Annotated in this window: 24 protein-coding genes and 1 pseudogene; 6 read left to right on the top strand and 19 right to left on the bottom strand. The window is 57.3% G+C overall.

The features are described from left to right. A pseudogene (locus tag ACQZ5M_RS20475) lies at window positions 1–394 on the top strand (ice nucleation-like protein); the annotation flags it as partial. Between the two features lie 418 nt (window positions 395–812). Continuing rightward, window positions 813–2,852 (top strand): O-linked N-acetylglucosamine transferase, SPINDLY family protein, encoded by a 2,040-nt coding sequence (locus ACQZ5M_RS20470; RefSeq protein WP_449080724.1) that lies wholly within the window; start codon window positions 813–815, stop codon window positions 2,850–2,852. 38 nt (window positions 2,853–2,890) lie between these two features. On the opposite strand, the gene dxs is transcribed toward ACQZ5M_RS20470, so the two are convergent. From dxs to ACQZ5M_RS20435, 7 genes are all read right to left on the bottom strand, one after another. After that, window positions 2,891–4,810, bottom strand: a complete 1,920-nt coding sequence (dxs, locus tag ACQZ5M_RS20465; protein ID WP_449080723.1) for a 1-deoxy-D-xylulose-5-phosphate synthase — start codon at window positions 4,808–4,810, stop codon at window positions 2,891–2,893. Window positions 4,811–5,000: 190 nt separating this feature from the next. Continuing rightward, window positions 5,001–5,924: a pirin family protein gene (locus tag ACQZ5M_RS20460; protein ID WP_449080722.1), complete on the bottom strand. Its 924-nt coding sequence runs from the start codon at window positions 5,922–5,924 to the stop codon at window positions 5,001–5,003. 158 nt (window positions 5,925–6,082) lie between these two features. Beyond that, a complete protein-coding gene (locus ACQZ5M_RS20455; protein WP_296041306.1) occupies window positions 6,083–6,337 on the bottom strand; it encodes an exodeoxyribonuclease VII small subunit in 255 nt (84 codons plus the stop codon). Between the two features lie 2 nt (window positions 6,338–6,339). Beyond that, window positions 6,340–7,275 (bottom strand): histone deacetylase family protein, encoded by a 936-nt coding sequence (locus ACQZ5M_RS20450; protein ID WP_449080721.1) that lies wholly within the window; start codon window positions 7,273–7,275, stop codon window positions 6,340–6,342. Window positions 7,276–7,310: 35 nt separating this feature from the next. Then, window positions 7,311–7,874, bottom strand: coding sequence for a biotin transporter BioY (locus tag ACQZ5M_RS20445; RefSeq protein ID WP_449080720.1), 564 nt, complete (start codon window positions 7,872–7,874; stop codon window positions 7,311–7,313). Further along, window positions 7,871–8,503 carry an energy-coupling factor transporter transmembrane component T family protein gene (locus ACQZ5M_RS20440; RefSeq protein ID WP_449080719.1) on the bottom strand — a complete coding sequence of 211 codons (633 nt, stop codon included), beginning with the start codon at window positions 8,501–8,503 and terminating at the stop codon, window positions 7,871–7,873. Before ACQZ5M_RS20440 ends, ACQZ5M_RS20445 begins: the two co-directional genes overlap by 4 nt. Continuing rightward, window positions 8,500–9,180, bottom strand: a complete 681-nt coding sequence (locus ACQZ5M_RS20435; RefSeq protein WP_449080718.1) for an energy-coupling factor ABC transporter ATP-binding protein — start codon at window positions 9,178–9,180, stop codon at window positions 8,500–8,502. The genes ACQZ5M_RS20440 and ACQZ5M_RS20435 overlap by 4 nt, the downstream gene beginning before the upstream one ends. Window positions 9,181–9,293: 113 nt before the next feature. On the opposite strand from ACQZ5M_RS20435, the gene ACQZ5M_RS20430 reads away from it, so the two are divergent. Further along, window positions 9,294–10,526 carry a winged helix-turn-helix domain-containing protein gene (locus ACQZ5M_RS20430; RefSeq protein WP_449080717.1) on the top strand — a complete coding sequence of 411 codons (1,233 nt, stop codon included), beginning with the start codon at window positions 9,294–9,296 and terminating at the stop codon, window positions 10,524–10,526. Here ACQZ5M_RS20430 and ribB read toward each other — a convergent pair. The 3 genes from ribB to ACQZ5M_RS20415 all read right to left on the bottom strand — a co-directional run bounded on the left by ribB (window position 10,523) and on the right by ACQZ5M_RS20415 (window position 15,222). After that, window positions 10,523–11,623, bottom strand: coding sequence for a 3,4-dihydroxy-2-butanone-4-phosphate synthase (gene ribB, locus ACQZ5M_RS20425; protein WP_449080716.1), 1,101 nt, complete (start codon window positions 11,621–11,623; stop codon window positions 10,523–10,525). The two genes, ACQZ5M_RS20430 and ribB, sit on opposite strands and share 4 nt — an antisense overlap. A 14-nt stretch (window positions 11,624–11,637) precedes the next feature. Beyond that, entirely contained in the window at window positions 11,638–12,735 is a 1,098-nt protein-coding gene (gene aroC / locus ACQZ5M_RS20420) for a chorismate synthase (RefSeq protein WP_449080715.1), read from the bottom strand. A gap of 129 nt (window positions 12,736–12,864) precedes the next feature. Beyond that, on the bottom strand, window positions 12,865–15,222 hold the full coding sequence (locus tag ACQZ5M_RS20415; protein ID WP_449080714.1) for an EAL domain-containing protein: 2,358 nt from the start codon (window positions 15,220–15,222) through the stop codon (window positions 12,865–12,867). 320 nt (window positions 15,223–15,542) lie between these two features. Here ACQZ5M_RS20415 and ACQZ5M_RS20410 point away from each other — a divergent pair, with 320 nt between their 5' ends. Then, complete coding sequence (locus ACQZ5M_RS20410) at window positions 15,543–15,803, top strand: DUF1344 domain-containing protein (RefSeq protein WP_296021354.1); 261 nt, start codon at window positions 15,543–15,545, stop codon at window positions 15,801–15,803. Window positions 15,804–15,979: 176 nt separating this feature from the next. Here ACQZ5M_RS20410 and ACQZ5M_RS20405 read toward each other — a convergent pair whose 3' ends face one another. The 4 genes from ACQZ5M_RS20405 to ACQZ5M_RS20390 form a co-directional block, all read right to left on the bottom strand. Further along, window positions 15,980–16,588 carry a histidine phosphatase family protein gene (locus ACQZ5M_RS20405; protein WP_449080713.1) on the bottom strand — a complete coding sequence of 203 codons (609 nt, stop codon included), beginning with the start codon at window positions 16,586–16,588 and terminating at the stop codon, window positions 15,980–15,982. A gap of 93 nt (window positions 16,589–16,681) precedes the next feature. Then, window positions 16,682–17,500, bottom strand: a complete 819-nt coding sequence (fabI, locus tag ACQZ5M_RS20400; RefSeq protein WP_296021295.1) for an enoyl-ACP reductase FabI — start codon at window positions 17,498–17,500, stop codon at window positions 16,682–16,684. A gap of 131 nt (window positions 17,501–17,631) precedes the next feature. Then, window positions 17,632–18,750 carry a DnaJ C-terminal domain-containing protein gene (locus tag ACQZ5M_RS20395; RefSeq protein WP_296021293.1) on the bottom strand — a complete coding sequence of 373 codons (1,119 nt, stop codon included), beginning with the start codon at window positions 18,748–18,750 and terminating at the stop codon, window positions 17,632–17,634. 209 nt (window positions 18,751–18,959) lie between these two features. Continuing rightward, window positions 18,960–19,409, bottom strand: a complete 450-nt coding sequence (locus ACQZ5M_RS20390; RefSeq protein WP_296041283.1) for an RT0821/Lpp0805 family surface protein — start codon at window positions 19,407–19,409, stop codon at window positions 18,960–18,962. 57 nt (window positions 19,410–19,466) lie between these two features. Between ACQZ5M_RS20390 and pdxH the strand changes: the two genes are divergently transcribed. Continuing rightward, window positions 19,467–20,087, top strand: a complete 621-nt coding sequence (gene pdxH, locus ACQZ5M_RS20385; RefSeq protein WP_296021286.1) for a pyridoxamine 5'-phosphate oxidase — start codon at window positions 19,467–19,469, stop codon at window positions 20,085–20,087. A gap of 239 nt (window positions 20,088–20,326) precedes the next feature. Here pdxH and ACQZ5M_RS20380 read toward each other — a convergent pair whose 3' ends face one another. From ACQZ5M_RS20380 to ACQZ5M_RS20360, 5 genes are all read right to left on the bottom strand, one after another. After that, window positions 20,327–21,001: an HAD family hydrolase gene (locus tag ACQZ5M_RS20380; RefSeq protein WP_449080712.1), complete on the bottom strand. Its 675-nt coding sequence runs from the start codon at window positions 20,999–21,001 to the stop codon at window positions 20,327–20,329. Window positions 21,002–21,010: 9 nt separating this feature from the next. After that, window positions 21,011–21,448 carry a bleomycin resistance protein gene (locus ACQZ5M_RS20375; protein WP_296021281.1) on the bottom strand — a complete coding sequence of 146 codons (438 nt, stop codon included), beginning with the start codon at window positions 21,446–21,448 and terminating at the stop codon, window positions 21,011–21,013. Window positions 21,449–21,473: 25 nt separating this feature from the next. Beyond that, window positions 21,474–22,007 carry a GrpB family protein gene (locus tag ACQZ5M_RS20370; RefSeq protein ID WP_449080711.1) on the bottom strand — a complete coding sequence of 178 codons (534 nt, stop codon included), beginning with the start codon at window positions 22,005–22,007 and terminating at the stop codon, window positions 21,474–21,476. Window positions 22,008–22,016: 9 nt separating this feature from the next. Further along, window positions 22,017–23,432, bottom strand: a complete 1,416-nt coding sequence (gene tldD, locus ACQZ5M_RS20365; RefSeq protein ID WP_449080710.1) for a metalloprotease TldD — start codon at window positions 23,430–23,432, stop codon at window positions 22,017–22,019. A gap of 134 nt (window positions 23,433–23,566) precedes the next feature. Further along, the gene (locus ACQZ5M_RS20360) at window positions 23,567–24,085 is read right to left on the bottom strand and encodes an invasion associated locus B family protein (protein ID WP_296021274.1); all 519 of its coding nucleotides are present in this window, start codon (window positions 24,083–24,085) and stop codon (window positions 23,567–23,569) included. 331 nt (window positions 24,086–24,416) lie between these two features. Between ACQZ5M_RS20360 and coxB the strand changes: the two genes are divergently transcribed. Next, window positions 24,417–25,310 (top strand): cytochrome c oxidase subunit II, encoded by an 894-nt coding sequence (gene coxB, locus ACQZ5M_RS20355; protein ID WP_296021272.1) that lies wholly within the window; start codon window positions 24,417–24,419, stop codon window positions 25,308–25,310. The last annotated feature ends 15 nt before the right edge of the window (window positions 25,311–25,325 follow it).

The following is a 25,325-nucleotide window of genomic DNA, read 5'->3' as shown; positions in this document are numbered from 1 at the left end:
CGATGAGATCAAGGCAATCAGCGCCAAGGCACTGTCTGGGCTGAATGTCTCCAATCTCAGCACCGACAACATCGCCGCTCTGACCAAGGCTCAGGTTGGTTCGCTTTCCTCGGCGCAGTTTGCAGCTCTGTCGACCGACCAGATCGAGGCGCTCACCTCCGCGCAGGTTGCTGGCCTTACAGCAGCTCAGGTCGGTACACTGGACAGTGCCGAACTCGGCCTGTTCACGACGAGCGAGGTCACTGCATTCAGTGCCAGTGCCATCGCCGGTCTGTCTACGGCCGCCATCGGTGGCTTGAGCACGGACCAAGCGCGTGGTCTGACGGCACAGCAGCTGCAGGCAATGAGCAATGCGCAGGTCGAGGCTGTCATCGCAGCCTACAATGGGGTCTAAGACAAACGATCCATGTCCGTAAATCGTATCGACTTACGGGTAGCAGATTGACCAACGGCGCGGCGGCAAGCCGCGTCGTCCATTTCTTTGCAAAACGCTCCGAGGCATCGTGCGTTATGGAGGTCCGTGACGCTTGAGATGTTCGCGGCCCTGCTGCACGTTGATAAGCGTCTTCGGGAAAGCCAATCTCGACGGCGCGATCCGGATCGCAGCCGCTTCTGTCTTCAGTCTGAAGGTGATATCTTTTATCGCTCAAGCAACTCGCCGCTAGAGAAACCTTTTCCCGACAGAAGATGGCTTTAAGTCCGGCAGTTTTGTGAAGTAAAACACATCCAGCCACAGGCAAGTTATTAGCGATAATAAAGAACGGTGCATCTCCACGCCGTTCATTAGCTTTTTAGCCCTGTTGCAGGATGTCATGACAGCCAGCCCCGTTTCACCTCCGTATGACGTCTCCACTCCATCCGCTCTCGATCTCGCGAGGAGCCAGCGACTGGGCGTGATGGAATTGTTGACTGTAACCGAGGCGCTGAACGCTTCAGGTCAGTCGGCTGCGGCAGCGGAGCTCTATAAGACCTGGGTTGCCTTCAACGACAGCAACCCTGCGATCCATATGGCCTACTTCAATTACGCCGTGACGCTGAACAAGCTTGGAGATCGAGCCGGTGCCGTCCAGGCTTTCCGTGCGTGCATCAAGGCTGAGCCAAATTTTGCGCCGGGTCACATCAACCTCGGGCGAGTGCTCGAGGACGCAAGTTTGATCGGCGATGCGGTGGAGCAATGGTCGAAATTTGCCGAAGCGACCAAAAGTATCGATGCCGATGCGGTGCAACACCGATATATGGCATTACAGAACATCGGTCGTGTTCTTGAGGGCACGGAAAGGATGGAGGAGGCGGAAAGCGCCTTGCTGGGCGCATTCGAGCTTCGTCCGGAATCGCCGGAATCCGGCCAGCACTGGCTTTCTTTACGTCAGCGCCAGTGCAAATGGCCGCTGCTTGTCCCTTCCAGCCACATCCCGCCGCGCAAGATGCTGGACGCCATGTCTTCGCTGACGCTAAGCTGTTTTGCCGATGATCCAATGTTCCAGCTTGCAAAGGCATATCGCTACAGCAAGATGTTGGTCGGTACGCCGCCCGATCCCGGTTGCTTCCCGCGTCGGTCGCCAAAACAAAAATCTGGAACGGGCGAAAAGCTGCGGGTCGGCTATCTTTCATCGGATCTGCGCGACCATGCTGTGGGTTTCGCTCTGTGCGAGGTTCTGGAGCTGCACGACAAAAACAATCTTGAGGTTTTCGCTTACTACTGCGGGCCAGCACGGACCGGCGACGCGACGCAAGATCGCATAAAAGCAGCCGTTCATACCTGGCAGGATATCCACTCTTTGGATGACGCCGCGGCTGCATCTCTGATCATCGCCGATGAAATCGATATCCTGATCGACGTGAACGGGTATACCAAGGACGCAAGGGCACGGATATTTGCGTATCGTCCTGCGCCGATCATCGTCAGTTTCTGCGGTTATCCCGGGTCGGTGGGTAGTCCATTCCACCAGTATCTGATTTCAGACGGCTACATGATACCGCCGGAAAACGAAATCTATTACTCGGAGAAAGTTCTGCGCATCGCCTGCGATCAGCCGCTCGACCGCAAGCGTCCCATTGCTGCTCGACCAACCCGCGCCGACGTCGGTCTGCCGGAGGATGCGTTCGTCTATGCCAGCTTTAACGGCATGCAAAAGATTACCGAGGAATGCTTCACGCGCTGGATGACGATCCTTTCAAACACATCTGGCAGCCTGCTTTGGCTGCTGGGAGGTGGGGAGGACGTCAATCAGCGACTGAGAGAGTTTGCGCAAAACTGCGGCGTGTCTGCCGACAGGCTGGTGTTTGCCTCAAAAGTTCCCAATCCCCACCACATCGCTCGCATCGGCGTCGCGGATCTGTTTCTCGATACATTTCCCTATGGAGCTCATTCGACCGCGGCAGACGCGATCACATCGGGTCTGCCGGTCCTCACGATGTCGGGCAAGACATTTGCCGCCCGCTTCTGCGGCAGCATCGTCACCGCCGCAGGTGTTCCGGAAATGATTTGCAGCTCGCCGGACGATTATGTTGCTCGCGCCATCGGTTTTGAGCGGGATCGAAAAAGCCTCCTCGCGGTCAGGGAATCGATCGCACGGCAACGCGAAACCAGCGTATTGCGTGACATTCCCGCCCTGGCGCGGCGTCTGGAGGAGCTATTCTGGCAGATGCAGGGTGAATGCGAACGCGGCGAGACCCCGGTCCCGGACCTGACCAATCTCGATCTCTACTATGAACTGGGCGTCGAATCCGTACTGGAGAATATCGAATTCGAGGACGAGCAAAGTTATCGCAGTCGTTACCGCAAGAAGCTCGCGCACCGGCACGACTATTCGCCTATTCCCTATGATAAACGCCTTTGGCAGAAGCCCTGAGGCAGGATCGCCGGGACCTCCCGTTCAATGTGATGAGATTACCCGGCGTAGCCGATGCCAACCTGCTTCTGGCCAAGAGCCTGAAACACCGTCTTTATGATGCCGGCGCGGTCTAGGCCCGCTTCCGCATACATGGTTTCGGGCTTTGCCTGTTCGACCCATTGATCGGGCAACGTCAGCGTGCGGACCTTGATGCCGGTGTCAAGCAAACCGGCCCCGGCCATAAAGTGCAGAACTTGCGCTCCAAAGCCACCGGAAGAGCCTTCTTCGATTGTGACGAGAACTTCGTGATGGCTCGTCAACTGGCGGATAAGCTCGAGGTCGAGTGGCTTGGCAAAGCGTGCGTCCGCAACCGTCGTGAACAGCCCGGCGGCATCGAGGTCCTCGGCTGCCGCCAAACACTCGGCGAGGCGCGTGCCGAAAGAAAGAAGCGCGATCTTCGATCCCTCTTTGACGACGCGGCCTTTACCAATTTCCAGGAGTTCGCCGCGCACTGGCATGTCTATGCCAACACCTTCGCCGCGTGGATAGCGGAAGGAGATCGGGCCATCGTCATAGGCAGCAGCAGTACGGACCATATGCTTCAATTCCGCCTCGTCTGAGGCGGCCATCACCACCATACCGGGTAGGGTAGCAAGGAAGGTGGTGTCGAACGAACCGGCATGGGTGGGTCCGTCCGCACCGACAAAACCGGCGCGATCGATCGGAAAACGCACCGGCAAGCCCTGAAGCGCGACATCATGGACCAACTGGTCGTAACCGCGTTGCAGAAAGGTGGAGTAGAGCGCGCAAAAGGGCTTGTAGCCTTCTGCGGCAAGACCTGCGGCAAAGGTTACGGCATGCTGCTCGGCGATACCGACGTCGAAGGTGCGTTTGGGAAAGAGCTCGGCGAGCTTATCGAGCCCCGTGCCGTTCGGCATCGCGGCGGTCACGCCGACTATCTTGTCGTCCAGTTTTGCTTCCTGCACCAGCGCTTCTGCAAATACAGAGGTATAGCTCGGCGCGTTCGGCTTTGCCTTGGCCTGCGTGCCGGTAATGACATCGAACTTGTTGACGCCATGATACTTGTCGGCAGCGGCTTCGGCAGGCGCGTAACCCTTGCCCTTCTGCGTCACGACATGGATCAGCACCGGACCCTTCTGATTGTCGCGCACATTGCGCAGCACAGGCAGAAGATGGTCGAAGGAATGGCCATCGATCGGGCCGATATGGTAGAAGCCGAGCTCTTCGAACAACGTGCCTCCGGTCACATAACCGCGTGCATGGGTCACGGCGCGGGTAATGGCGCGGTCGATCGTCTTGCCGAGATAGGCGGTCAGCTTCTTGCCGAAATCGCGAAAGCCCATATAGGTGCGGCCAGATGCCAGGCGCGCCAGATAGGCGCTCATGGCGCCGGTCGGCGGTGCGATCGACATGTCGTTGTCGTTGAGGATGACGATCAACCGCGCGTCCAGCGCACCGGCATTGTTCAGTGCTTCGAAGGCCATGCCAGCCGACATGGAGCCATCGCCGATGATCGCGATCACCTTGCGGTCGCTGCCGTCCAGCTCCGCCGCGACGGCCATGCCAAGACCGGCGGAAATCGATGTGGAAGAATGCCCAGCGCCGAAATCGTCATATTCGCTTTCGGCGCGCCGTGTGAAGCCGGAAAGCCCCCCTTCCTGGCGTAGCGTGCGAATGCGATCGCGCCGTCCAGTCAGGATCTTGTGTGGATAACATTGATGGCCGACATCGAAGATAAGGCGGTCGTCAGGCGTATTGAAAACCTTGTGGATCGCTATTGTCAGTTCCACAACGCCGAGGCCAGCACCCAGATGTCCGCCTGTCTTGGAAACGGCGTCGATCATCTCGTCGCGCAGTTCCCGTGCAAGCTGCGGCAGGTCGCGATCCTCGATTGCTTTGAGATCGGACGGGAATTTCACCCGGTCAAGCAATGGTGTGTCTGGCATTCCGGTCAAATCGTTTGGCCTTCGTGTTCTTTAAAATGCACCCTTTAGATGGGGGAGAGTGCAGCCTTCGGCAAGCAGTTCTTCGTTCTACAGCATCGGCCCGAAAATCGAAATCGATTTTCGGGAGAGCCCGATGGGTTCAATTCAAGCAGTCAAGAGCGTCCATTGCGCATCCGTAGGGACGGCGCTTTATCGAATTTCAGCCTTTGGGCAAAGGCACAAACTCGTCTTCATCGCCCGGCACGATATCGAAACGTCCGGTTCTCCACTCTTCCTTGGCCTGCTCTATGCGTTCTTTTGATGACGATACGAAATTCCACCAGATGTAACGCCGCGAGTTCAAAGCGGCACCCCCAAAGAGCATGATATGACAACCATCGGCGCCGCCCTTCAGCGTAATATCGTCGCCAGCGCGAAAGGCGAGCAAGTGGTCGCAGGCAAAGATGTCGCCGGCGACTTCCAGCGAACCGGACAGAATATAGATCGCGCGCTCCTCGTGATCGGCTGGAAACGGGAACTTCGCACCGGCTTCGAGCGAAAGATCGGCATAGAGCGTGTCGGTAAAGGTTTTGACCGGCGAGCGTAGCCCCGCGAAGTCTCCGATGACGACGCGCCCCGTTGCGCCGGTGGCATCGATAAGCGGCATGGCACCCCGCTCGGTATGGGAGAACTCCGGTGCGATTTCTTCTCTATCGTCGGGAAGCGCAAGCCACGTCTGAAGACCGGACATGGAGAAGGGGTGTCCGCGCAGATTCTCCGGTGTCCGCTCGGAGTGAACGATGCCTTGGCCCGCCGTCATGAGATTGATATCGCCAGGACGTACCACAATTTCAGTACCCAGACTGTCGCGATGCTTGATCTCGCCATCGAAGAGATAGGTGACGGTGGAAAGCCCGATATGGGGATGAGGCTTCACATCGAGCGCTTCCCCGGCTTTCAGAATAGCGGGGCCCATTCTGTCGAAGAAGATGAATGGGCCGACAAGGCGACGATCGCGGGTTGGCAAAGCACGACGGACAGAAAATCCGCCGATGTCGCTTGAGCGCGGAACGATCAGGTTTTCAATCGCATCGCACGCGAAGGCATCACCAGCGGCGGGATCGTTGCCTGGGAAAAATGACATGGGATTGCTCCTCAATCATGGGTCACCCGCAGACTACCACGATTTGATGCAGTGCGTGAGCGTTCTCTCAAGAACGCTCGGGCTGGCATTCGTTGGTGCCGAGATCGTCATCGCACGGCTGCCAATATATCGCCGGCGAGCTAGGGCCAGTTAGAGCCTTATTCGCCGTCGAGCGGCTCAACGCCCTGCGGCTTGCCTGCGCGATCTAGACGAATCTTCTCGATGCGCTTTTCTGCGGTCATCAGCAATGCTTCGCAATGCTTCTTCAGTGCTTCTCCCCGCTCATAGATGGCGATGGATTCATCCAGGGCTACATCGCCGCGTTCCAAGCGGGCAACAATGCTTTCCAGCTCAGCGACGGCCTTTTCAAAAGAATAACCGCTGACATCGGCTGTGTTGGCATTTTCCGTCATGTTCAACCCTTCATCATTCTCAAGATATGCATGGCCGCCGATTCCGCCAGCCCTTCCAGATCATAGCCACCTTCCAGGAGACTGACGACCCGGTTACCGGCATATTTATCCGCCATCTCCAGAATTCGCCCGGTTGCCCAGTCGAAGTCCTCGCCCACCAGATTGATGTGCGCCAGCGGGTCGCGGTGATGGGCATCGAAACCTGCCGAGATAATGATCAGGTCTGGCGAAAAATCTGCGATTGCCGGAAGAACCCTCGATTTGAACGCCTCACGGAAATGGTCGCTTCCTGTATTGGGGGATAGCGGCGCGTTGACGACGTTGTTTTTCACGCCTGTTTCGTTCTTCTCACCGCTCCACGGATAAAGTGGCATCTGGTGGGTGGAACAGAAGAGCACCGAGGTATCGTTCCAGAAGATGTCCTGCGTACCGTTGCCGTGGTGAACGTCCCAATCGACGATCGCCACACGCTCCGCGCCATGCACCTTCTGTGCATGACGCGCGGCGATCGCGGCGTTGTTGAAGAGACAGAAGCCCATGGCCTTTTCGGTTTCGGCATGATGGCCCGGCGGACGGCTTGCAACGAAGACGTTGTCAGCCTCGCCGGTAAAGACGTCGTCCACGGCAGCCATAGCTGCGCCAATGCCGGTCAGAGCCGCTTGCAGGCTTTTCTGTGAGGCATAGGTATCGGCCTCGACCCGGTTGATCTCGCCTTCTTCTTCCGGGATCTGGCGCATCACCGACAGAAGGTGGCTTTCGGGATGGGCGAGAAGCACGGCATCTTCATTCGCCTGAGGCGCCTGCTTGCGGTTCAACCGCTCGAAATTGGGGTGTTCGAGGGCGATGTTGAGCGAGCGCAGCCGGTCGGGCCTTTCGGGATGCCCGTCGGGCGTGATGTGCTCCAGGAAGATCGGATGCTCGTAAAGCCGGGTGGCCATGATTGGCTTACTCCTGAAACGCGTGAAACTTTGAGTTAGGCCCGCTGCGGCAGCAGTGGATAGCCAGCCACCACGGCGCGACCGGCAAGCGCTGCCACCACGGCCTTGATCAGGTCGCCCGGAATGAAGGCCATGGAACCGAGGAAGGCCTTGCTGAAGCCGATACCGGTTGCAACGGCAAGATAGGTAATCCCAAAGGCGTAAAGCACGATCACGCCACCGGCGACGCTTGCCAAGAAGAAGCCGAGGCCCTGAGTCAATGCAGGCTGGCTTGCTTTTACAAGGTGCTCCGAAAGAGTGCCGGTCACGAAAGCCGCAGCGATCCAGCCGATCAGGAAACCCGTCGTCGGCGTGGTGAAAATGGAGAGCCCGCCTCTGCCGCCCGACAGAACAGGCAGGCCGATGGCCGCAATCAGGATCGTCAGCAACACGGCAAGCGCGCCGCGCTTGGCGCCTAGCACGACGCCTGCAAGCATGACTCCCAGCGATTGAGCCGTGATCGGAACGGGAATGAAGCCGAGTGTAATGGGCGGCAACAAGCCGAGCGCGATGATGATGGCTGAAAACAGCGAGATCAGAACGAGGTCACGGGTTTTCATGAGGCGTCTCCCTTTTGTCTGAGTGAGGTTTGACCTCTGAAGCCGCGCGCGTCAATGGCGTCGGCGATCGTGTCGGCATCCTTCAACGTCATAATGATGAGCGGTACGAGAATGCTTTTGAGCTTCACACGGCTGCCGCGTGCGCGGTGTGCATCGCTCAACGTGTGATATCGGCTGATGATCTCGGGGACGAAGCGAACCACAAGGCCAACCGCGAGGCCCACATCGGCTGGCTTTGCCAGGCCGAGCTTCTCAAGTGGGCGAAGTGCATAGGTGATCTCGTCCATGAATTGCGAGATGCTCACACTTGCGGTTACGGCGGTCGCCAGCAATGTCAGAGCGCTCAACCTCAAAAGCGTGACGGTGGCATCCATCGCAGGGATCAGCAGAAAGCTGAACGTGGCGATGATCGCGATCGTCAGAAAGACCGGGCGAAGGCGGGAGAGCGTTTCGCGCAACCCCAGTTGCGCCTGCCAGAGAATGAAGCCTGCCAGAATGACCGCAATGCTCAGGATTAACGTATCACGCGTGAGAAACAGGCCGGCGCTGAAGGCTGCCAGCGTCAACAGCTTCACGCGGGGCGAGAGCCTGTAGAGCCAGCCCGTTCCCTCGGCGTAAAGGCTTCTCATGAGAGCGCGATCTCCCGGTACCGGGCAATCACCTCTTCCGGCTCGCCATCCAAAACAAGCCTAGCCTGATGAAAGAGCAGAACGCGGTCGAACGTTTGAAGCAGGGGAAGGTCATGGGTAATGACCAACACATCCTGCTCCAAGCCGAGGATAGTCCGCTCCACCACCGCGCGGTTCTTCAGATCGAGTTGATTCGTCGGCTCGTCCAGGATCAGGATGTTTGGGCCGGTGATGGATAGCGCCGCAAGCGCTGCAAGCTGCAACTCGCCCCCCGATAGTCCATGGGCACGGCGGTCTGAGAGATGGGCGATGCCGAAACGCTGCAAGGTTGCCGCCACAGCCGCATCGACAGCGATTTTGCCAACGCCGCGGTTCTTCAGTCCAAACGCAATATCGTCGCGAATGATCGGTAGGATGATCTGGTTTTGCGGGTTCTGGAAGACAAAGCCCACCTGTTTCAAGACAGCATCGGCATCCTTGATCGTATCAAGCCCATTGACGATGACCCTGCCGGTGCTGGGCTTGGTAAGGCCGTTGATCAATCGGGCAAAGGTGGTCTTGCCCGAACCATTCAGGCCGATCACGCCAATGCGTCGCTCCGACAGCGAAAGATCGAGCGGCGCAAGCGCTGTTCGCCCCTCGAAGGTCACACTCGCATTCTGGAACTGAATGTCCACGCCGTTTCCCCTAATCGTCCGTTGCGCTTCTATAAACACAAAGACGCTTTGGCGAAATAAAGAACAAAAAAAGAACATTGATTTCGAGGCGGGAGACTCCTAGAGTTCAGGGCATGGCGATTCTGGTTTCCAACGAAGCAGCACGGCGTATTTTCCTGGCGAGACAGGGTCTTTCGGCACCGCCGAACAGGGCGCTGTCGAAGGATGGATTGCTCGAACTTATCACGACGCTGGGCTTCGTGCAGGTGGATAGCATCGCCACGGTAGAGCGAGCCCATCACCAGATCATCTTCTCCAGAAACCAGACCTACAAGCGGGAGCATCTGACCGCGCTCCTGGAAAAAGACCGAACGCTTTTCGAGCACTGGACGCATGACGCGTCGATCGTTCCGACAGCCTTTTATCCCTACTGGAAACACCGATTCCGTCGCCGCGAACCGATCATGCAGGAGCGCTGGCGTAAATGGCACGGGGAGGGGTTCGATTCCGCCTTCGAGGAAACCTACCGGCACATTGCCGAAAACGGTGCAGTCATGTCGCGCGACATGAAGGCAGAGGATCATCAATCCGGTGGCTGGTGGAACTGGCATCCGTCCAAGAAGGCACTTGAATATATGTGGCACACCGGCAGGCTTTCGATTGCCCGCCGTGTGAACTTTCAGAAGGTTTACGATCTCTCAGAACGCGTCATTCTGAAGGAGCATTACGATCGGGACGTCAGTCATGAGGGGTTCATCGATTGGGCCTGCCGTGAGGCGCTATCCCGCCTGGGCTTTGCGACATCGGGAGAAATTTCCGCTTTCTTCGATCTGGTAACGCCGAATGAGGCGAAGGACTGGGTGATGGGTCACCGGGACGAATTGGTCGAGGTCTCGTTGATCTCTGCCAATGGCGCGAAGGAGCGCGCATCCTACGCCTTTTCGAGTTTCGCACAGGAGATGGAGGCGGAGGCGTCACTCGAGCCGCCGCAGCGGGTCCGGGTTCTCAGCCCCTTCGATCCGCTGTTGCGCAACCGCGCCCGCACCGAACGCCTTTTCGCCTTCTTCTATCGTATCGAAGTCTTCGTGCCGGAGCCGAAGCGCCAATATGGCTACTATGTCTTCCCGCTTCTCGAAGGCGATCGCATGATCGGACGCATCGACATGAAGGCCGAGCGCAAGAACGGTTCGCTCGACGTCAGACGGCTCTGGCTGGAAAAGGGCGTACGACAGTCATCCGGTCGGTTGGAAAAGCTGGATGCCGAATTGAATCGGCTGGCAAAATTCACCGGCGTGGAGAGTGTGCGGTATCTCGATGGCTGGCTGGCAGGCCCGCACGATACCGCGCCTGCCAGTCTTGCCAATTAGCAAAGCTCCGTCGAAGCAATCTTGATGCCGAAACCTTCCAGGCCTACATAGTGGCGCTCGCGCGTGGTCAAGAGCTTGATAGAGCTGATGCCGAGTTCCTTCAGGATCTGCGCGCCGAGCCCGATCTCCAGCCATTCTTCTTCGCGCGAACGTGCCTGCTCATGAGATTCGTCCGCATCGCGCGACTTGCGACGGCCTTCGACCTTGCCGACGCCCACGGATCCCTCGCGAAGATAAACGATGACGCCGCGGCCTTCCTCGGCAATCTTCTGCATGTAATGCCGCACCGGCTGTTTGCTGCCGAAAATGTCGTCGGCAACGTTTTCCGGATGCAGGCGGACCGGGATATCGACGCCATCGCGGATATCGCCGAAGATCACCGCCATGTGCTGCATCGGATCCCAGGGCAGGGAATAGGTCTGCGCCTTTGCCGGTCCGAAAGGCGTTTCAATGGTAAATTCGCTTTCCATCTCTACCAGCGTTTCCTTACGCTGGCGGTAGGCGATCAGATCGGCTACAGAAACCTGCTTCAGACCATGGGTTTCGGCAAAGCTCGAAACCTGTGGGCCGCGCATCACGCTTCCGTCATCATTGACGAGTTCGCAGATGACGCCGATTGGCGGTAGGCCTGCCAGCTTGCAAAGGTCCACGGCAGCTTCCGTATGACCGGAGCGCATCAGCACACCGCCCTCGCGGGAAACCAGCGGGAAGATGTGGCCAGGCCGCGTAAAATCGGCAGGACCGACATTCGGATTCGCCAGATTGCGCACCGTCAGCGTACGATCGTCGGCGGAAATGCCCGTCGTCGTGCCATGCTTGAAATCAACCGAAACGGTGAAAGCCGTCGTGTGTGCACTGTCGTTTTCTGCCACCATGGCATTGAGGTTCAGGCGCTTGGCCTCCTCGCGCGGCATAGGCGCACAGACGATGCCGGATGTGTGGCGCACGATGAAGGCCATCTTATCGCCGGTGCAATGCACGGCTGCAACGATCAGGTCGCCTTCATTCTCGCGTCCATCGTCGTCCATAACCACCACGATCTCGCCTGCCTCGAAGGCCCGGATCGCTTCCACGACACGTTTCTGATCGTATGCCATGCTGTTTCTCCTGTTTATTTCAGTCTGCCGGTCTGGCCGCGATCGCGCAGATAATGATCCGCTATCGTGCAGGCAACCATGGCCTCACCGATCGGAACCGCACGGATGCCAACACACGGATCGTGACGGCCCTTGGTGCGAACATCGACATTGTTGCCGTCGGCATCGATCGACTGACGCTCTGTCAGAATCGAGGATGTGGGCTTGATGGCAAAGCGGGCGATGATCGGTTGACCCGTGGCGATACCGCCGAGAATGCCGCCCGCGTGGTTCGACAGGAAGAATGGCTGGCCGTCACTACCCATGCGCATCTCGTCAGCATTCTCCTCACCGGACAGCTCGGCGGAAGCAAAACCGTCGCCGATCTCCACACCCTTGACGGCATTGATCGACATGAGATTCGAGGCGATGTCCTGATCGAGCTTGGCATAGATCGGCGCACCGATCCCGGCCGGAACACCTTCCGCCACCACTTCGACAACTGCACCGATGGAGGAGCCAGCCTTGCGGATCGTGTCGAGATACTCCTCCCAGACAGGCACCGTCGCCGCATCCGGGCAGAAAAACGGGTTTTCGTTGACCTGATCCCAGTCCCAATTGTTGCGGTCGATCTTGTGCTTGCCGATCTGTACCAGGGCAGCGCGAACGCTCATGCCAGGAACGACTTTCCGCGCCAACGCGCCTGCGGCCACACGTGCTGCCGTTTCCCGGGCAGAGGAGCGGCCACCGCCGCGATAATCACGGATGCCATATTTCAGATCGTAGGTGAAATCCGCATGGCCTGGGCGATAGCGCTTGGCGATCTCGCCGTAATCCTTGGAGCGCTGGTCGGTATTTTCGATCAGCATCGACACCGGCGTGCCGGTGGTAATCATCGTTTCACCGTCCTCATCCAGCATCACGCCGGAAAGAACCTTCACGATATCGTCCTCGCGTCTTTGTGTGACGAAACGGCTTTGGCCTGGCTTTCGCTTGTCCATCCACGACTGCACCTCCGCAAGCGTGAAGCGAATGCCGGGCGGGCAGCCATCCACCACGCAGCCAAGCGCTGGACCATGGCTTTCGCCCCACGTGGAAACGCGGAAGAGATGACCGAACGTGTTATGCGACATGACAATAGAACCAGATCAAGCGGTGTTTCACATAAAGAGACGCGATTTCAAAATAATGCGCGGTCATCTCCATAGTGGAAAAAGCCTGGAAGGCAAAAGCCTTTCTTCAGGCAGGCCGGACCTGACTTGTCAGGAGACACGGCGTAATCCCCGCTGCATTGCGAAACTGGAAAAATCCTGCGCGGGAAGCGGCTCTGCAAAGGCAAATCCCTGTAGAATGTCGCATCCCATATCGTGCAGCATGGCCGCATGTTCTGGCGTTTCCACACCTTCTGCAACTGTCTCGACGCCGAGCGAGCGCGCAATTTCGATGATGGAACGAACCAGCGCGCGTTCCTGCGGCGAATCGAGGATGGGCATGACCAACTGACGGTCGATCTTCAGCCGTTTCGGCTTCAGGCGCAGAAGGCTGATGAGAGAGGTGTGGCCGGTGCCGAAGTCATCGATCTCTATATCGATGCCGAGCTCCTTCACCTTATCCAGATTTTGGACGGCCGCTGCTTCGCTATCGTCCAGAAAGATGGATTCGACCAGTTCAAACGCAACCTCACCTGGGCCGATCTGAAGTTCCTTCAAGCTCTCCAGCAGGTGTTCGTCATGCAGTCGACGGATCGAAACATTGACCGAAACGCGCGGGATATTCAGCCCTTTCATACTCCACACACGTCGATCCTGCAGTGCGGTGTCCAGCGTGAGGCGATCGAGTTTCTGAACGACGTTCAACTCTTCTGCGATATCGAGAAATTTCTCCGGCGTCAGCAGACCGCGCGTCGGATGGCGCCAACGAACGAGTGCCTCCATACCGGCGATTTCGCCTGTTCTGGCGCAAAGCTGAGGTTGGTACCAGGTCTCAAACTCACCGCGCTCCAATCCGGCCAGAATTTCATCGGCGGTCCGCTTGTGGTTGACGATGTCCGCCTGGAGATTTTGCGTGAAGAATTCGTACCGGTTCCGGCCCATGGCTTTTGCCCGGTAAAGCGCAAGGTCGGCATTGATGAGAATTTTGCGGGCGTCGCTATAGTGATTTTCCCCGAATGCGATGCCGATCGAAACACCGCAGCGATAGGTAAAACCCTGAAAGTCAAAAGGCTGCCGAAAAGCGGCGATGATATTGGATGCGATGGAGGTCACGACGTGACAGTCATCGGCGTGAGGAATGAGAATGACGAACTCGTCTCCGCCTATACGCGCAATGATGCCTTCGTCGCTGACGTTGAGACTGAGAATCTGCGAGGCTCGCACCAGTGTCGCATCTCCCGCTGCATGCCCCAGAGTATCGTTGATCTGTTTGAAGCGGTCGAGGTCTAGGTGCAATATGGCAAAGCGCCTGGTTTTGGCTTTCAGGGAGGCCAGCCTGTCGAGTTCGAGATCGAGCTTGCGGCGGTTGGCAAGCCCGGTGAGTGGATCATGCAACGCATTGTGCTCGATGCGTGACTTGGCTTCGACCAACTCAGCATTGCGCGCCTCAGCCTCTTCCTTGGCAGCCTTCAGCTCCTCTGCCAGCCGCACGTCGGCGGTGATGTCGAAGGCGATGCCGACAACTTTTCGATCTCCATCGCGATCGGTATGGATGCTGCCCACGGATCGAACATGGCGCATTTCCCCGTCGGGAAGGAGGACGCGCTGGACACTGGAAAAAGGAAGATTATTCGCTGCCGAGTGATCTGCTTCGGCCGCTACCTTCTCCCGGTCGTCGGGATGAAGGCAATCCAGCCATTGATTTCGCTCCGTATAGCCTGTCGTATAAGTGAGGCCATACAACTGGTGCATGCGCCGGTCCCAGTAGGCGGTGTTGTTGGAAAGGTTTGCTTCCCATATGCCGCAATTATAGGACTGAAGCGCAAAATCCAGACGCCTGGACAGCTCCATCAAGTCGTGCTCGCGCGAGGATAGCTCCTGGAGGGCGAGTTCAAGCTCAGCGTTTTTTACATGGCTGCTGTAGACGGTGCTCTTCAGATTTTCAGCCACCTTCATATCCGAGGTGACATCCCAGATGATCCCGCTCATATGGCTGACGCCATCCGGTGTCTGATAACTCGCTCCAGCGGCTCGCAGATGGCGGATTTCTTGCAGTCCGCATTGCACCCGGTAGACCTCGGATTGCGTCTCTGCTCCCTCGGCGCACCGTGTCAGAAAATCAGTGATAAGCCTCCGGTCCTCCAGCAAGACCGTGTCCAGCCATTCCGACAGCGAAATCTCGCTCTCGGTCAACGAAAAGCCGTGCAGGGCCGCCGCACGCCCGTCGAGGTAGCAGGTCTCGCCTGCCTTGAGCCGCCATATACCGATCTGTGAAGCATCCATTGCTAGTTTCAGGCGCTGCGATAGCTCCAGAACCTTGCTTTCGCGGACATGATTCATTGTGAGGTGATGATTACGCTCGGCAACAAGAAGAAGGATTGCGGTAAGCGGTAAGGCAATCCAGAACGACGCCACGTCGATTAAATAAAGAAGAGTGAGCGATACTCCCGCTGAAGCACCGAAAAGCATTTTTTTTCTTCGGCTTTTCTTATCTACGCCACTCGACGACGACGATCTTAGTTGCAATTCAAACAGCCTCTGAACCAAGGTCAATAATGATATTCGAGTGCAACCCTAAAACATAATCTAAAACAAATAGTATAGTCGGAGTTACGATCTGCAGGTAACCGCTGGAACCGGAACGAAAAAACTTCAAGGGTTTGTTATTGGTTAAAATCCATTCATCAATTATACCGAAAATGACATTGTTCTGGGCAAATTCCGCCACATTCCGGAGAGAAATCTTGATGCATGGAAAACTAAAGAACAGCCTGAAGGAGGCTAGAAACATGCGCCTGATGATTGCCGCACTTTTAGCCACTGCCAACCTGTTTGCACCTCTGAACGCCTATTCACAGAGCGTGGACTTGGAATCCACCATCAGCAGAGTGGATGTGAAGGGCCTGAGCATTACGCTTGCCGATGGCAAGAATTACAAGGTTCCGGAAGAGTTCAACTTCGACGGTCTTCAGCCCGGTGTGAAGGTTCTGGTCTTCTATACGGAAGTCGACGGAAAGCGCGTGGTCGACGATCTTGAGGTTGTTCAATAAGATACGATTTCGTATCGCGTCCTTTCGGAGCGCCCTGAGGCCGACGTCGCGACGATCGGTCTTCACCAGGGCAGGACGGCTGGTACCTTAGCTTGCGGCCTCTTTTCAGGATTACCTAACGCCTTGCGTAAATAAAACCGACGACCGATGCATCCATATTCACGCTGGAGCGGCTATCAGATCGGATCTGCGGCATCGATCCACTCAGCCAGATTCTTCTCGGTCTCCACCTTCAAAATCCTGTCCTGCGGAATGGGAATTTCTGCCGCCTCATCTTTTTCCATGCCAGACACCAGCCTGAAGATGCTGCGGATCACGCCGCCGTGGCACACGCACACGGTTTTCCGCTGGACGGACGACAGCCAGGCACCGATGCGCCATGAGAGGATTTCGTAGCTCTCTGCATCCTGTCCAGGGGGGATAAAATCCCACTTCGCTGTCTTGCGGGCTTTGACACGATCAGGAAACGCGAGCTTAAGTTCGGGGAGGGTGTAGCCTTCCCAGTCACCGAAGGAAACTTCTACGAGCCGATCGTCTGTCCGATAATCGGTGGGGTCGAGACCCATGGCACCGCGCACCAGTTCCATCGTTTCGCGGGTACGGCCAAGCGGACTGGCCACATAATCGAATTCTGTAGCTGTTGGTCCTAGAACGCGAGAGAGCGCTTTACCATTTCCAACGGCCTGAGAGCGGCCGAAGTCGTTGAGCGGGATATCCTTTTGGCCTTGGAGCCGTCTGATCGCGTTCCAGTCTGTCTGTCCGTGGCGGATAACATAGACCAGCACTGCAACACCCCTGCTTCTTCAACTCTGTCCTTCCAAGGCTTGACTGTGCCACACGTCAAAAATGAGGCGGCACAGCACAGATCCTGAACGGTTTTAGTCCTTTACGACAGAGATATCAGGTGCGTCTACGGATTTCATACCGATCGTGTGATAGCCCGAATCCACATGGTGGACTTCGCCCGTCACGCCGGTGGAAAGGTCGGAGAGCAGGTAGAGCGCCGACTTGCCGACTTCTTCGATGGAGACAGTGCGCTTCAGCGGAGCGTTGTACTCGTTCCACTTCAGAATATAGCGGAAGTCGCCGATGCCGGCGGCCGCAAGAGTCTTGATCGGGCCGGCGGACACCGCGTTGACGCGGATGCCACGGCTGCCGAGATCGACCGCCAGATAGCGAACGCTGGCTTCCAGTGCTGCCTTGGCAACGCCCATGACGTTGTAGTTCGGCATGACCTTTTCGGCGCCATAATAGGTGAGCGTCACCATCGAGCCACCGTCGTTCATGATCGGCTCGGCGCGCTTTGCAACGGCTGTCAGCGAGTAGACCGAGATGTCCATGGTGCGGTTGAAGTTGTCGCGGCTCGTGTCGAGGTAGCGACCCGTCAATTCGTCCTTATCGGAAAACGCGATCGCATGCACAACGAAATCGATCTTGCCCCAATGCGCTTCGAGATTGGAGAACACGGTATCGATTGTTTCGAGATCGGTGACATCGCAGTGGCCGGCCATGAAGGCGCCAAGTTCCTGAGCCAGCGGCTCGACACGCTTCTTCAATGCGTCGCCCTGCCAGGTAAAGGCGAGTTCGGCACCGGCATCGGCGCATGCCTTGGCAATTCCCCAGGCAATCGAACGATTGTTTGCGACGCCCATGATAAGGCCGCGCTTGCCAGCCATCAGGCCGGATGTCTGAGCCATTTGGTGCTCCCTCATATTCCAGATTGATCCTGCCTATGGCATAGGCAGAACCACTGTTCAAGAAGGCCTCAGATCATCTCATGTAAGGGAACGTAACAAAGGGTGCGTTGTTCACCGCTTTCACGGCAGTGTCACAGATAAAGACCTTCGCGCATATGGCGCATCAAATCTGTTACTTTTGCATCCGGCGTTTCGAGAAGGACGATGCGCAATTCGACGACGAGATCGCCAAATGTGCCGTCTTCCTTCTCCAAGCCTTTACCTTCTACGCGAATGGCCTTGTCCGAACCCGACCAGGCAGGCACGGTCACCGGCTGTTCACCGCGAGGCGTAAGAACCTTTGATTCACAACCCAGAACCGCATCGGCAAGGGCAAGTGGCAGAGTTGTGTGGATATCGTATCCCTTCACGATAAAATCGTCGTCGCGGGCAACGAGAACGGTCACGACGAGATCGCCACGCGCAGCTTCCGGCAACTTCAATCCTTGGCCCTTGAGCCGCACCACATGTCCATCCGTGGTGCCCGCTGCCAGTGGCAAGCGAACGTCGCGCTCATCCGGCATGCGGATCGTCACATGTCTCTGGGCGATGATGTCATTGACGGTCACGATGGCTTCCGCCGTCATGTCGGGTACTTTTTCGATTGCCGGTGGCGCGCCGCGGAAACGGCGGATGAGCGCGTTGAAGAAGCCGATTGCAAGCGAGTTACTCGCATCCGTTTTTTCTTGATTGGGCGCTTCGTCAGAAACCTCCGCCGCTGTCGATTTTATGGGATCCGCGCCGCCTTTTACCTTTGCCTCCGCACCGAAAATTCGCTCCAGCATATCCTCGGGCGATTCTGGCTTGGCGCTTGCGGAGTTAACAGGATCGGCGGCGTTTGCCTCGGTTTCGCTGGCGGCTTTTGCATTGCGTGCCTGCGCCCTGGCAAGTTCTTCCATCAGCCTTTCAGCTGCTTTTGCCCGTTCCGCCGCCTCGCGGGCGGCGGCACGCGCGGCCTCACGCTTCTGCATGATTGTTTGTTCACGCTGCTTGCCGTCCGCGGCGCGACGCGCCTGATCGTAGAGACCACGCTTTTGCGGATCCTTCAGCAGATCGTAAGCCTGGCCGATCTCAGCGAAGCGTGCGTTCGCATCTGGATCATCCCGATTTTGATCAGGATGAATGGTCTTTGCCTTGGACCGCCAGGCTGCCTTTATCTCGTCCGAACCGGCATCGCGCTTGACGCCGAGAATAGAATAGGGATCACGCATCCGAACCACCAGTTACGCCCGAAACTCCAGCCGCGCCTAAGCGGCATGAAACAGAACAAACCCAGACCTGAACGTGCCAACATGCGAAAATGTTGCACGATCAGTGTCTTGAACTGGAAGGGACTGTGGCAAGAACTTGCTAATCAGACCTTTACGCGCCGGTTAGCAGGCGGATTGCAGATCTGATCTCTTGAGATAGGGTAAATGCTTTACTTCTGATCGAAGCGGGTCATCAGCCATTCGCCTGTCTCGGAAAGACACGCCTGACCCGTATAGCTCGCAACGCCTTCGAAGGAATGGCGCGTGGTGTTGAAGTTGCGGCAGACGAAGCCTGTGCTTCGGTCTTCCGTAATGCCTGTCAAGACGCCGGCGCTGCCGGTTGCCGTATTGGCCCATGGAACCGGCGACCCGGCGACTTTCACCAGATCGGCGGAAGTGACCGCGTTGCGGATCGTCGCATCGTCCGACAGAACCGGCGCGGTCGGCTGGTTCGGGACAGACGCGGTCGAGAGCGAGCGGTCGACTTTCTCGCCACCGAAAAGATCAAGACTGACACAGCCGGTCAATGCAACGGCAATAAAGCCGGCGGCAAAGACATTGACAACCGATGACAGGAAGCTCTTTGTGCGACTGTTCGACTTTGCTATGACGATCACCATCTCTTACCCAGATATCATTTCTGGTGTGCAAATCAGCTCTGGAGCATTTTAGTCAATATGTCGGAAACGGGGTTAACATCTAGTGACTTCACGGAAGAAAATGAACCATTCGCGCTTTTCGCTGAATGGTTGCGCGATGCAACCGCGTCCGAAATAAACGATCCAAATGCGGTAGCGCTTGCTTCGGTGGACGAGGACGGCATGCCAAGCGTGCGCATGGTGCTGCTCAAGGCGGCAGATGAGCGTGGCTTTGTGATCTACACCAATTTCGAGAGCCGCAAGGGGCGCGAGCTTCTGGGGCAACAGAAAGCCGGTCTCTGCTTCCATTGGAAAAGCTTGCGGCGACAGGTTCGCATTCGCGGACTTGTGGAAGTCGTATCGGACGAAGAAGCGGACGAGTATTACGCCTCGCGCCCACGTGGCAGCCGCATCGGAGCCTGGGCCTCAAAGCAATCCCGGCCACTCGAAAGCCGCTTTGCGCTGGAAAAGGCGGTAGCCGAATACACAGCGAAATACGCTTTGGGAGACATTCCGCGCCCTCCATACTGGTCCGGCTTTCGTATCAATCCACTGACCATCGAATTTTGGCATGACCGGAAATTCCGCCTGCATGACCGGGTTGAGTTCCGCCGTGAAACCACTGACGCCCCTTGGACGAAAGTTCGCATGTATCCATAAGCGAAACGGCCGTCGACAGCGGCGGCCGAAGAGTACTCAGTCTCACGGCAAGATGACACAGGCGTGGGACCGCTGACCGCTCGCGGACGTGCGAAGAAAAAGACCATTGATGAGATGAGGCAAGACCTCTCCGGCGAAGTCGCAGACCTGCACGGCCACGTGCTTCTTCTTGCCTATCACACTCACCTCGATCTCAGAAATTCAATCGAGCCAGAGTGGCGCTTCGATTGTGCTGGCAATTAGCTGCGCATACTGGCAGCAAGAAGCAGAGCGGCGACATCCGAAAGACCGGAGCAGATCGCAACACATTTCTCCCGCACCCTCTCGTTCGCTGGCGCCACGTCGGGGACCATCACAGCCATCGTCCCGGCGGAGGATGCGGACTGAACGCCGTGGTAAGAATCTTCCAGAGCCATGCAGTCTTCCGGTGCAACGCCAAGACGCTTCGCTGCGGTGAGGTAGGGCATGGGAGCGGGCTTCGGTTCCTTGTAATCCTCCCGCGCCACGATGTGATCGAAACGAGCCAGGAGATTATACGGTCCGAGGTGCCGATTGACAGATTCGTGCCGCGAGGATGTGGCGATGGCACGCGGCAGATTGAGATCGTCCAGCAGATCTAACATCGCGACAACGCCTGGCTTCAATGCCACGCCGCCGGCCATGCTGATGGCCAGATGGCGAAGCCAAGCGTCGCGAAACGCGGCCATTGGAAAATCAGCACCATGTTCGGCAATGATCGTGCCGCTGATGACATCCCACGGACTTCCGCAGACGCGCTGGTAGAGCTCGACCGGTAAATCGTGACCACCCTCTTGAGAGGCAGCAAGAAAGGAGTCGCGGTAGAGCGTCTCACTGTCGATAAGGAGGCCGTCCATATCGAAGATGACTGCTTTCGGCATGCGGGGTAACGTCATATGTGTGCCTCACCCAAAACGAAAGACGCGCTCGCCAAGACTCTCGAACGGGCGAATGAGATAACCATCCGGATCGGCGATCACGAATTGCCGGTTGCCCACCTCCGTCTCTGCCTTGCGATACCATTTCTCTTCGACTGGGAGAAACAGCGGCACGCGGGCCAGTTCCAACCTGTCGAGGATAGGCTGTAGGGAGGGGACCGCGAGTTGCAGGTTCATGCCCCGTCCAAACGGATAGGTGATTGGCGCATCTTCCAGATCAAAGGTGCGTCCCGCACCAAGCTGGTCGATCATCAACTGCGCGTCGCCGAGCGCAAGGTACGTGAAGCCCTCTTCGGGCCGCTCGTAGACGACATGAAAGCCGATCAGGTCACAATAAAATGAGCGGCTCTTGTGCCAGTCGCTGACGGCCAGTTCGGGAACGAGTGCATTGGAAACAAAGGTCATCTTTTCCTGATCAATGGGAGGGCAATTATTGTGCGGATACCGGAGAGGTTGTGGAATGCAGCGCCCTGCGGATGAAGTCCGACTTGGCGGCTGTGTAGGCATCGCCGTTATCTTCGTATTGCTTCGCGAGCGTCATTTTAAGTGTGGCATAGGCATTGGCAAGAGCGGGGTTTTGACGAAGAATATTACGGAAACGCACTCTGTCGTGGTGAGTTACGCTATCTGGCGGGCAAAGATAAACGCGCAGACCGGGCAACGGATCCGGAGCCGTGACGGCCCCGACCATAAAAGCGAATACTCCATCGCCATGCCGAGATCCGCGTGGCTCGAACCCTGCAGCTTCCATGCGTGCCCTGCTGTCTTGCATGAAATCGAGGTGCTTCACGACGACATCGATATCGACATAGGGCTTGGCAGAAAGATTATGGACCGCCGTACTACCGACATGCTCGATGTTGTCGAACATGCCTTTTAACAAAATTTCCAGGCGGTGTTGGGCATCGGAATAAACGCTCGGCCAGCCGGAATCGTAGGGAACGATCTTAAAGAGCGTCCCCATTCGTAAACCTCAAGCCTTGGTGCCGCCGACGGTGATCTGGTCCATCCGCAAATGCGGTTGCCCGACGCCGACCGGAACCCACTGACCAGCCTTGCCGCAATTGCCGATGCCGGTGTCGAGCTTCATGTCGTTGCCGATCATGGTGACACGCTTCATTGCTTCCGGTCCGTTGCCGATCAGCATAGCGCCCTTCACCGGCGCGCCAATCTTACCATTCTCGATGAGGTATGCTTCCGTGCAGCCGAAAACGAATTTACCGGAGGTAATGTCCACCTGGCCACCGCCGAAGGACACAGCGTAGATGCCCTTCTTGACTGACGCGATAATCTCTTCCGGCGTCTTGTCTCCACCAAGCATGTAAGTGTTGGTCATGCGCGGCATGGGAACGTGCGAGTAGCCCTGGCGACGACCATTGCCTGTCGCCTGCATTCCCATCAGTCGCGCGTTTTGCCTGTCCTGCATATAGCCGACGAGCTTGCCGTTATCGATCAGGACATTATAGCCGGAAGGTGTGCCTTCGTCGTCCACCGTAAGCGAGCCCCGACGATTGTCTATGTTGCCATCATCGACGACGGTGACGCCGGGTGCCGCGACCATTTCGCCAAGCAGACCGGCAAAGGCCGATGTCTTCTTGCGGTTGAAGTCGCCCTCCAGACCATGCCCGACGGCCTCGTGCAACATCACGCCAGGCCAGCCTGCGCCCAGCACCACATCCATTGTACCGGCGGGCGCGTCGATGGCAGTGAGGTTGACCAGTGCCTGGCGCAATGCTTCGTCCGCACCGCGCTGCCAGCTTTCCGTGGAAATGAAGTCGCCAAAGCCGACCCGTCCACCAATGCCATAGGAGCCGGTTTCCTGGCGGTCGCCTTCGCCAGCCACAACGGAAATGTTGATGCGCGTCATGGGGCGAATATCGCTGACACGGTGGCCATCGGCACGAAGGATGTCGACAATCTGCCAGCTGGCGGCAATCGATGCTGTAACTTGGCGGACTTTGGGATCCTTGTCGCGCAGATAAGCGTCGATCTGCGTCAGAAGCTTCACCTTCTCCTCGAAAGAGGGCGAGCCAATCGGGTTTTCATCGCCATAAAGCTTTTTGTTGGTGCGCTGAGGCGCTGCTGCATATGAGCCGGAATATCCCTTTGTTACGGCACCCACGGCATCTGCCGCGCGCTGCAACGCTGCGGTGGAAAGCTCGCCTGCATGGGCGTATCCGACTGTCTCGCCAGCGACTGCACGAAGTCCGAAGCCCTGGTCGGTATTGAAGCTGCCGCCCTTGAGGCGGCCATTGTCGAAGGTGAGCGATTCCGCTTGGGCATGTTCGACGAACAATTCGCCATCGTCGGCGCCGCCGAGAGCGTCTGCCACCCGGCTGCGCAATGTGCCCTCATCGCAATCGAAAAGCGTCAGAAGGTCATCAGTCATCGCGTACTCCAGGCGTCAGCATCAATCATCGTGAATGTGATTTAGGTGCTGGCGTTTAACGGCGCAACCCACACATCATAGCCTCGCGGAGAATTGCGGAAATAGTTGCGTCCGAAGACTGCCGGTCTGCAAGCTCAAGGCAGCGCGTCGTAACCTTCGGCAAAGCCGGTCAGTTCGATCGGAATGCCGACACGGTCCTGATCGACCGACTCGCGCAACGCAAAAACGGCGTGCTTGCCGGCGCGCAGAACTTTCATCAGCTCGTCGTCGATATCCACTTCCACATAGCAGCCCTCGGAGAAGCAGCGGGTGAAATAAGCACGGCCGATATTGTTGTTATCAATATAGAGTTCCATTCCATCCTTCAGCAACACGCCAAGCGGCGCAAGGATGCGAAGAATGCGCGACTTGCGATCGGCCGTCTTCAGTACGACGACCGACAGCCCGACTTCGGGACGATCGTCGGCAATTACGTTCTGCATCAATGCGCATTGTTCCTCGGATGCGCCAGCGGGCTTGTCGCAGATCACCGACCAGTTGCCATGCGTGGATTTCGGCGTGCCAGGCGGTTGCTGGGCGACGCTCGTGCCGGACGCGAGAAGAGAGAAGCCGGCGGCGACAAAAGCGGCGCGCGCAATCGGGGGCAGACGCATGGATACCTCTGGAATTCGAATCAGTGCGGTTATTTTGACTTCCGATACTGGAAATGAAAGAGCCGCGCTCCTCATTTCCAAGTGAGTGCGGCCAAAATAGGACCTGCTGTTGGTCAAATTGCCGCCAGCCAGAGAGCCTGCGCATCTTTGGCGTCCAGTTTCCATGTGCCGCCGACGCAGGGTGCCGAGACAAAGTAACGGACTAAAAATGCCCCTCTACGAAAGCTGGGCGATATTGCGGCGGCGCGCAAACTATGATTTGAGTCTAAACTATAAGCATGGATTCTGCGCCTGGGATTGATCATAATCAGGTGCGTGAGGGAGAGGTACCGTGATTACTAGGATTAACGCAGCGTTGGCGGGCACGATCTGTCTGCTCTCGGCTGTCGGCGCAAACGCCGATCAGCCCAAAGAGTGGCAGATGGGATTGCAGGAGGCCGCAACGCCGATCATGCACGAAATTCGTTGGTTTGAACAATATACCCTGTGGTTTATCGTTCCCGTGACGATTTTCGTTCTCGTCCTGCTCATTCTCGTCGTTGTGAAGTTCAAGGCGTCCTCAAATCCGGTTCCGTCCAAGACTAGCCACAATACGGCAATCGAGATCGTCTGGACGCTAGCGCCGGTCCTCATTCTTCTTTTCCTGGCTTTCCCGTCCTTCAATCTTCTCAACGCGCAGCTGACGCAGCCGGAAAATCCGGACCTGACATTGAAGGCGACCGCCACGCAGTGGCAATGGAATTACGAATATCAGGCGGCAGAAGGCTCCGAGCCTTTGGCGTTCGACAGCTACATGCTGAAGGATGTAGATCGCGCTGCCGCCGGCAAGGAGGATCACGCTCGTTACCCGCGTCTTCTGGCCGTGGACAATGAGATGGTCGTTCCGGTGAACAAGACCGTGCGTCTTCTCGTCACTGCTGCGCCGACGGACGTTATTCACGCCTTCGCGATGCCGGCTTTCGGCGTCAAGATCGATGCCGTTCCAGGCCGCCTGAACGAAACCTGGTTCAAGCCTGAAAAAGAGGGACTTTACTACGGTCAGTGCTCCGAGCTTTGCGGCAAGGACCACGCCTTCATGCCGATTGCCATACGGGTGGTTTCCGAAGAGCAATACAAGACCTGGGCTGCTGCCGCTGCTTCTGACTTGAGCGGTGCCAACCGGGCGCTGATGGCTTCTGTGGATGGCGCAAGCGCCCTTCGCGTCGCCGCGAACGAAACCAACTAAGGCAAGGAGTGAGGA

Source organism: Rhizobium sp. 22-785-1 (assembly GCF_053521965.1).
The sequence above is the reverse complement of the archived record's forward strand: the minus strand, read 5'-3'. Positions and strand labels throughout refer to the sequence as shown.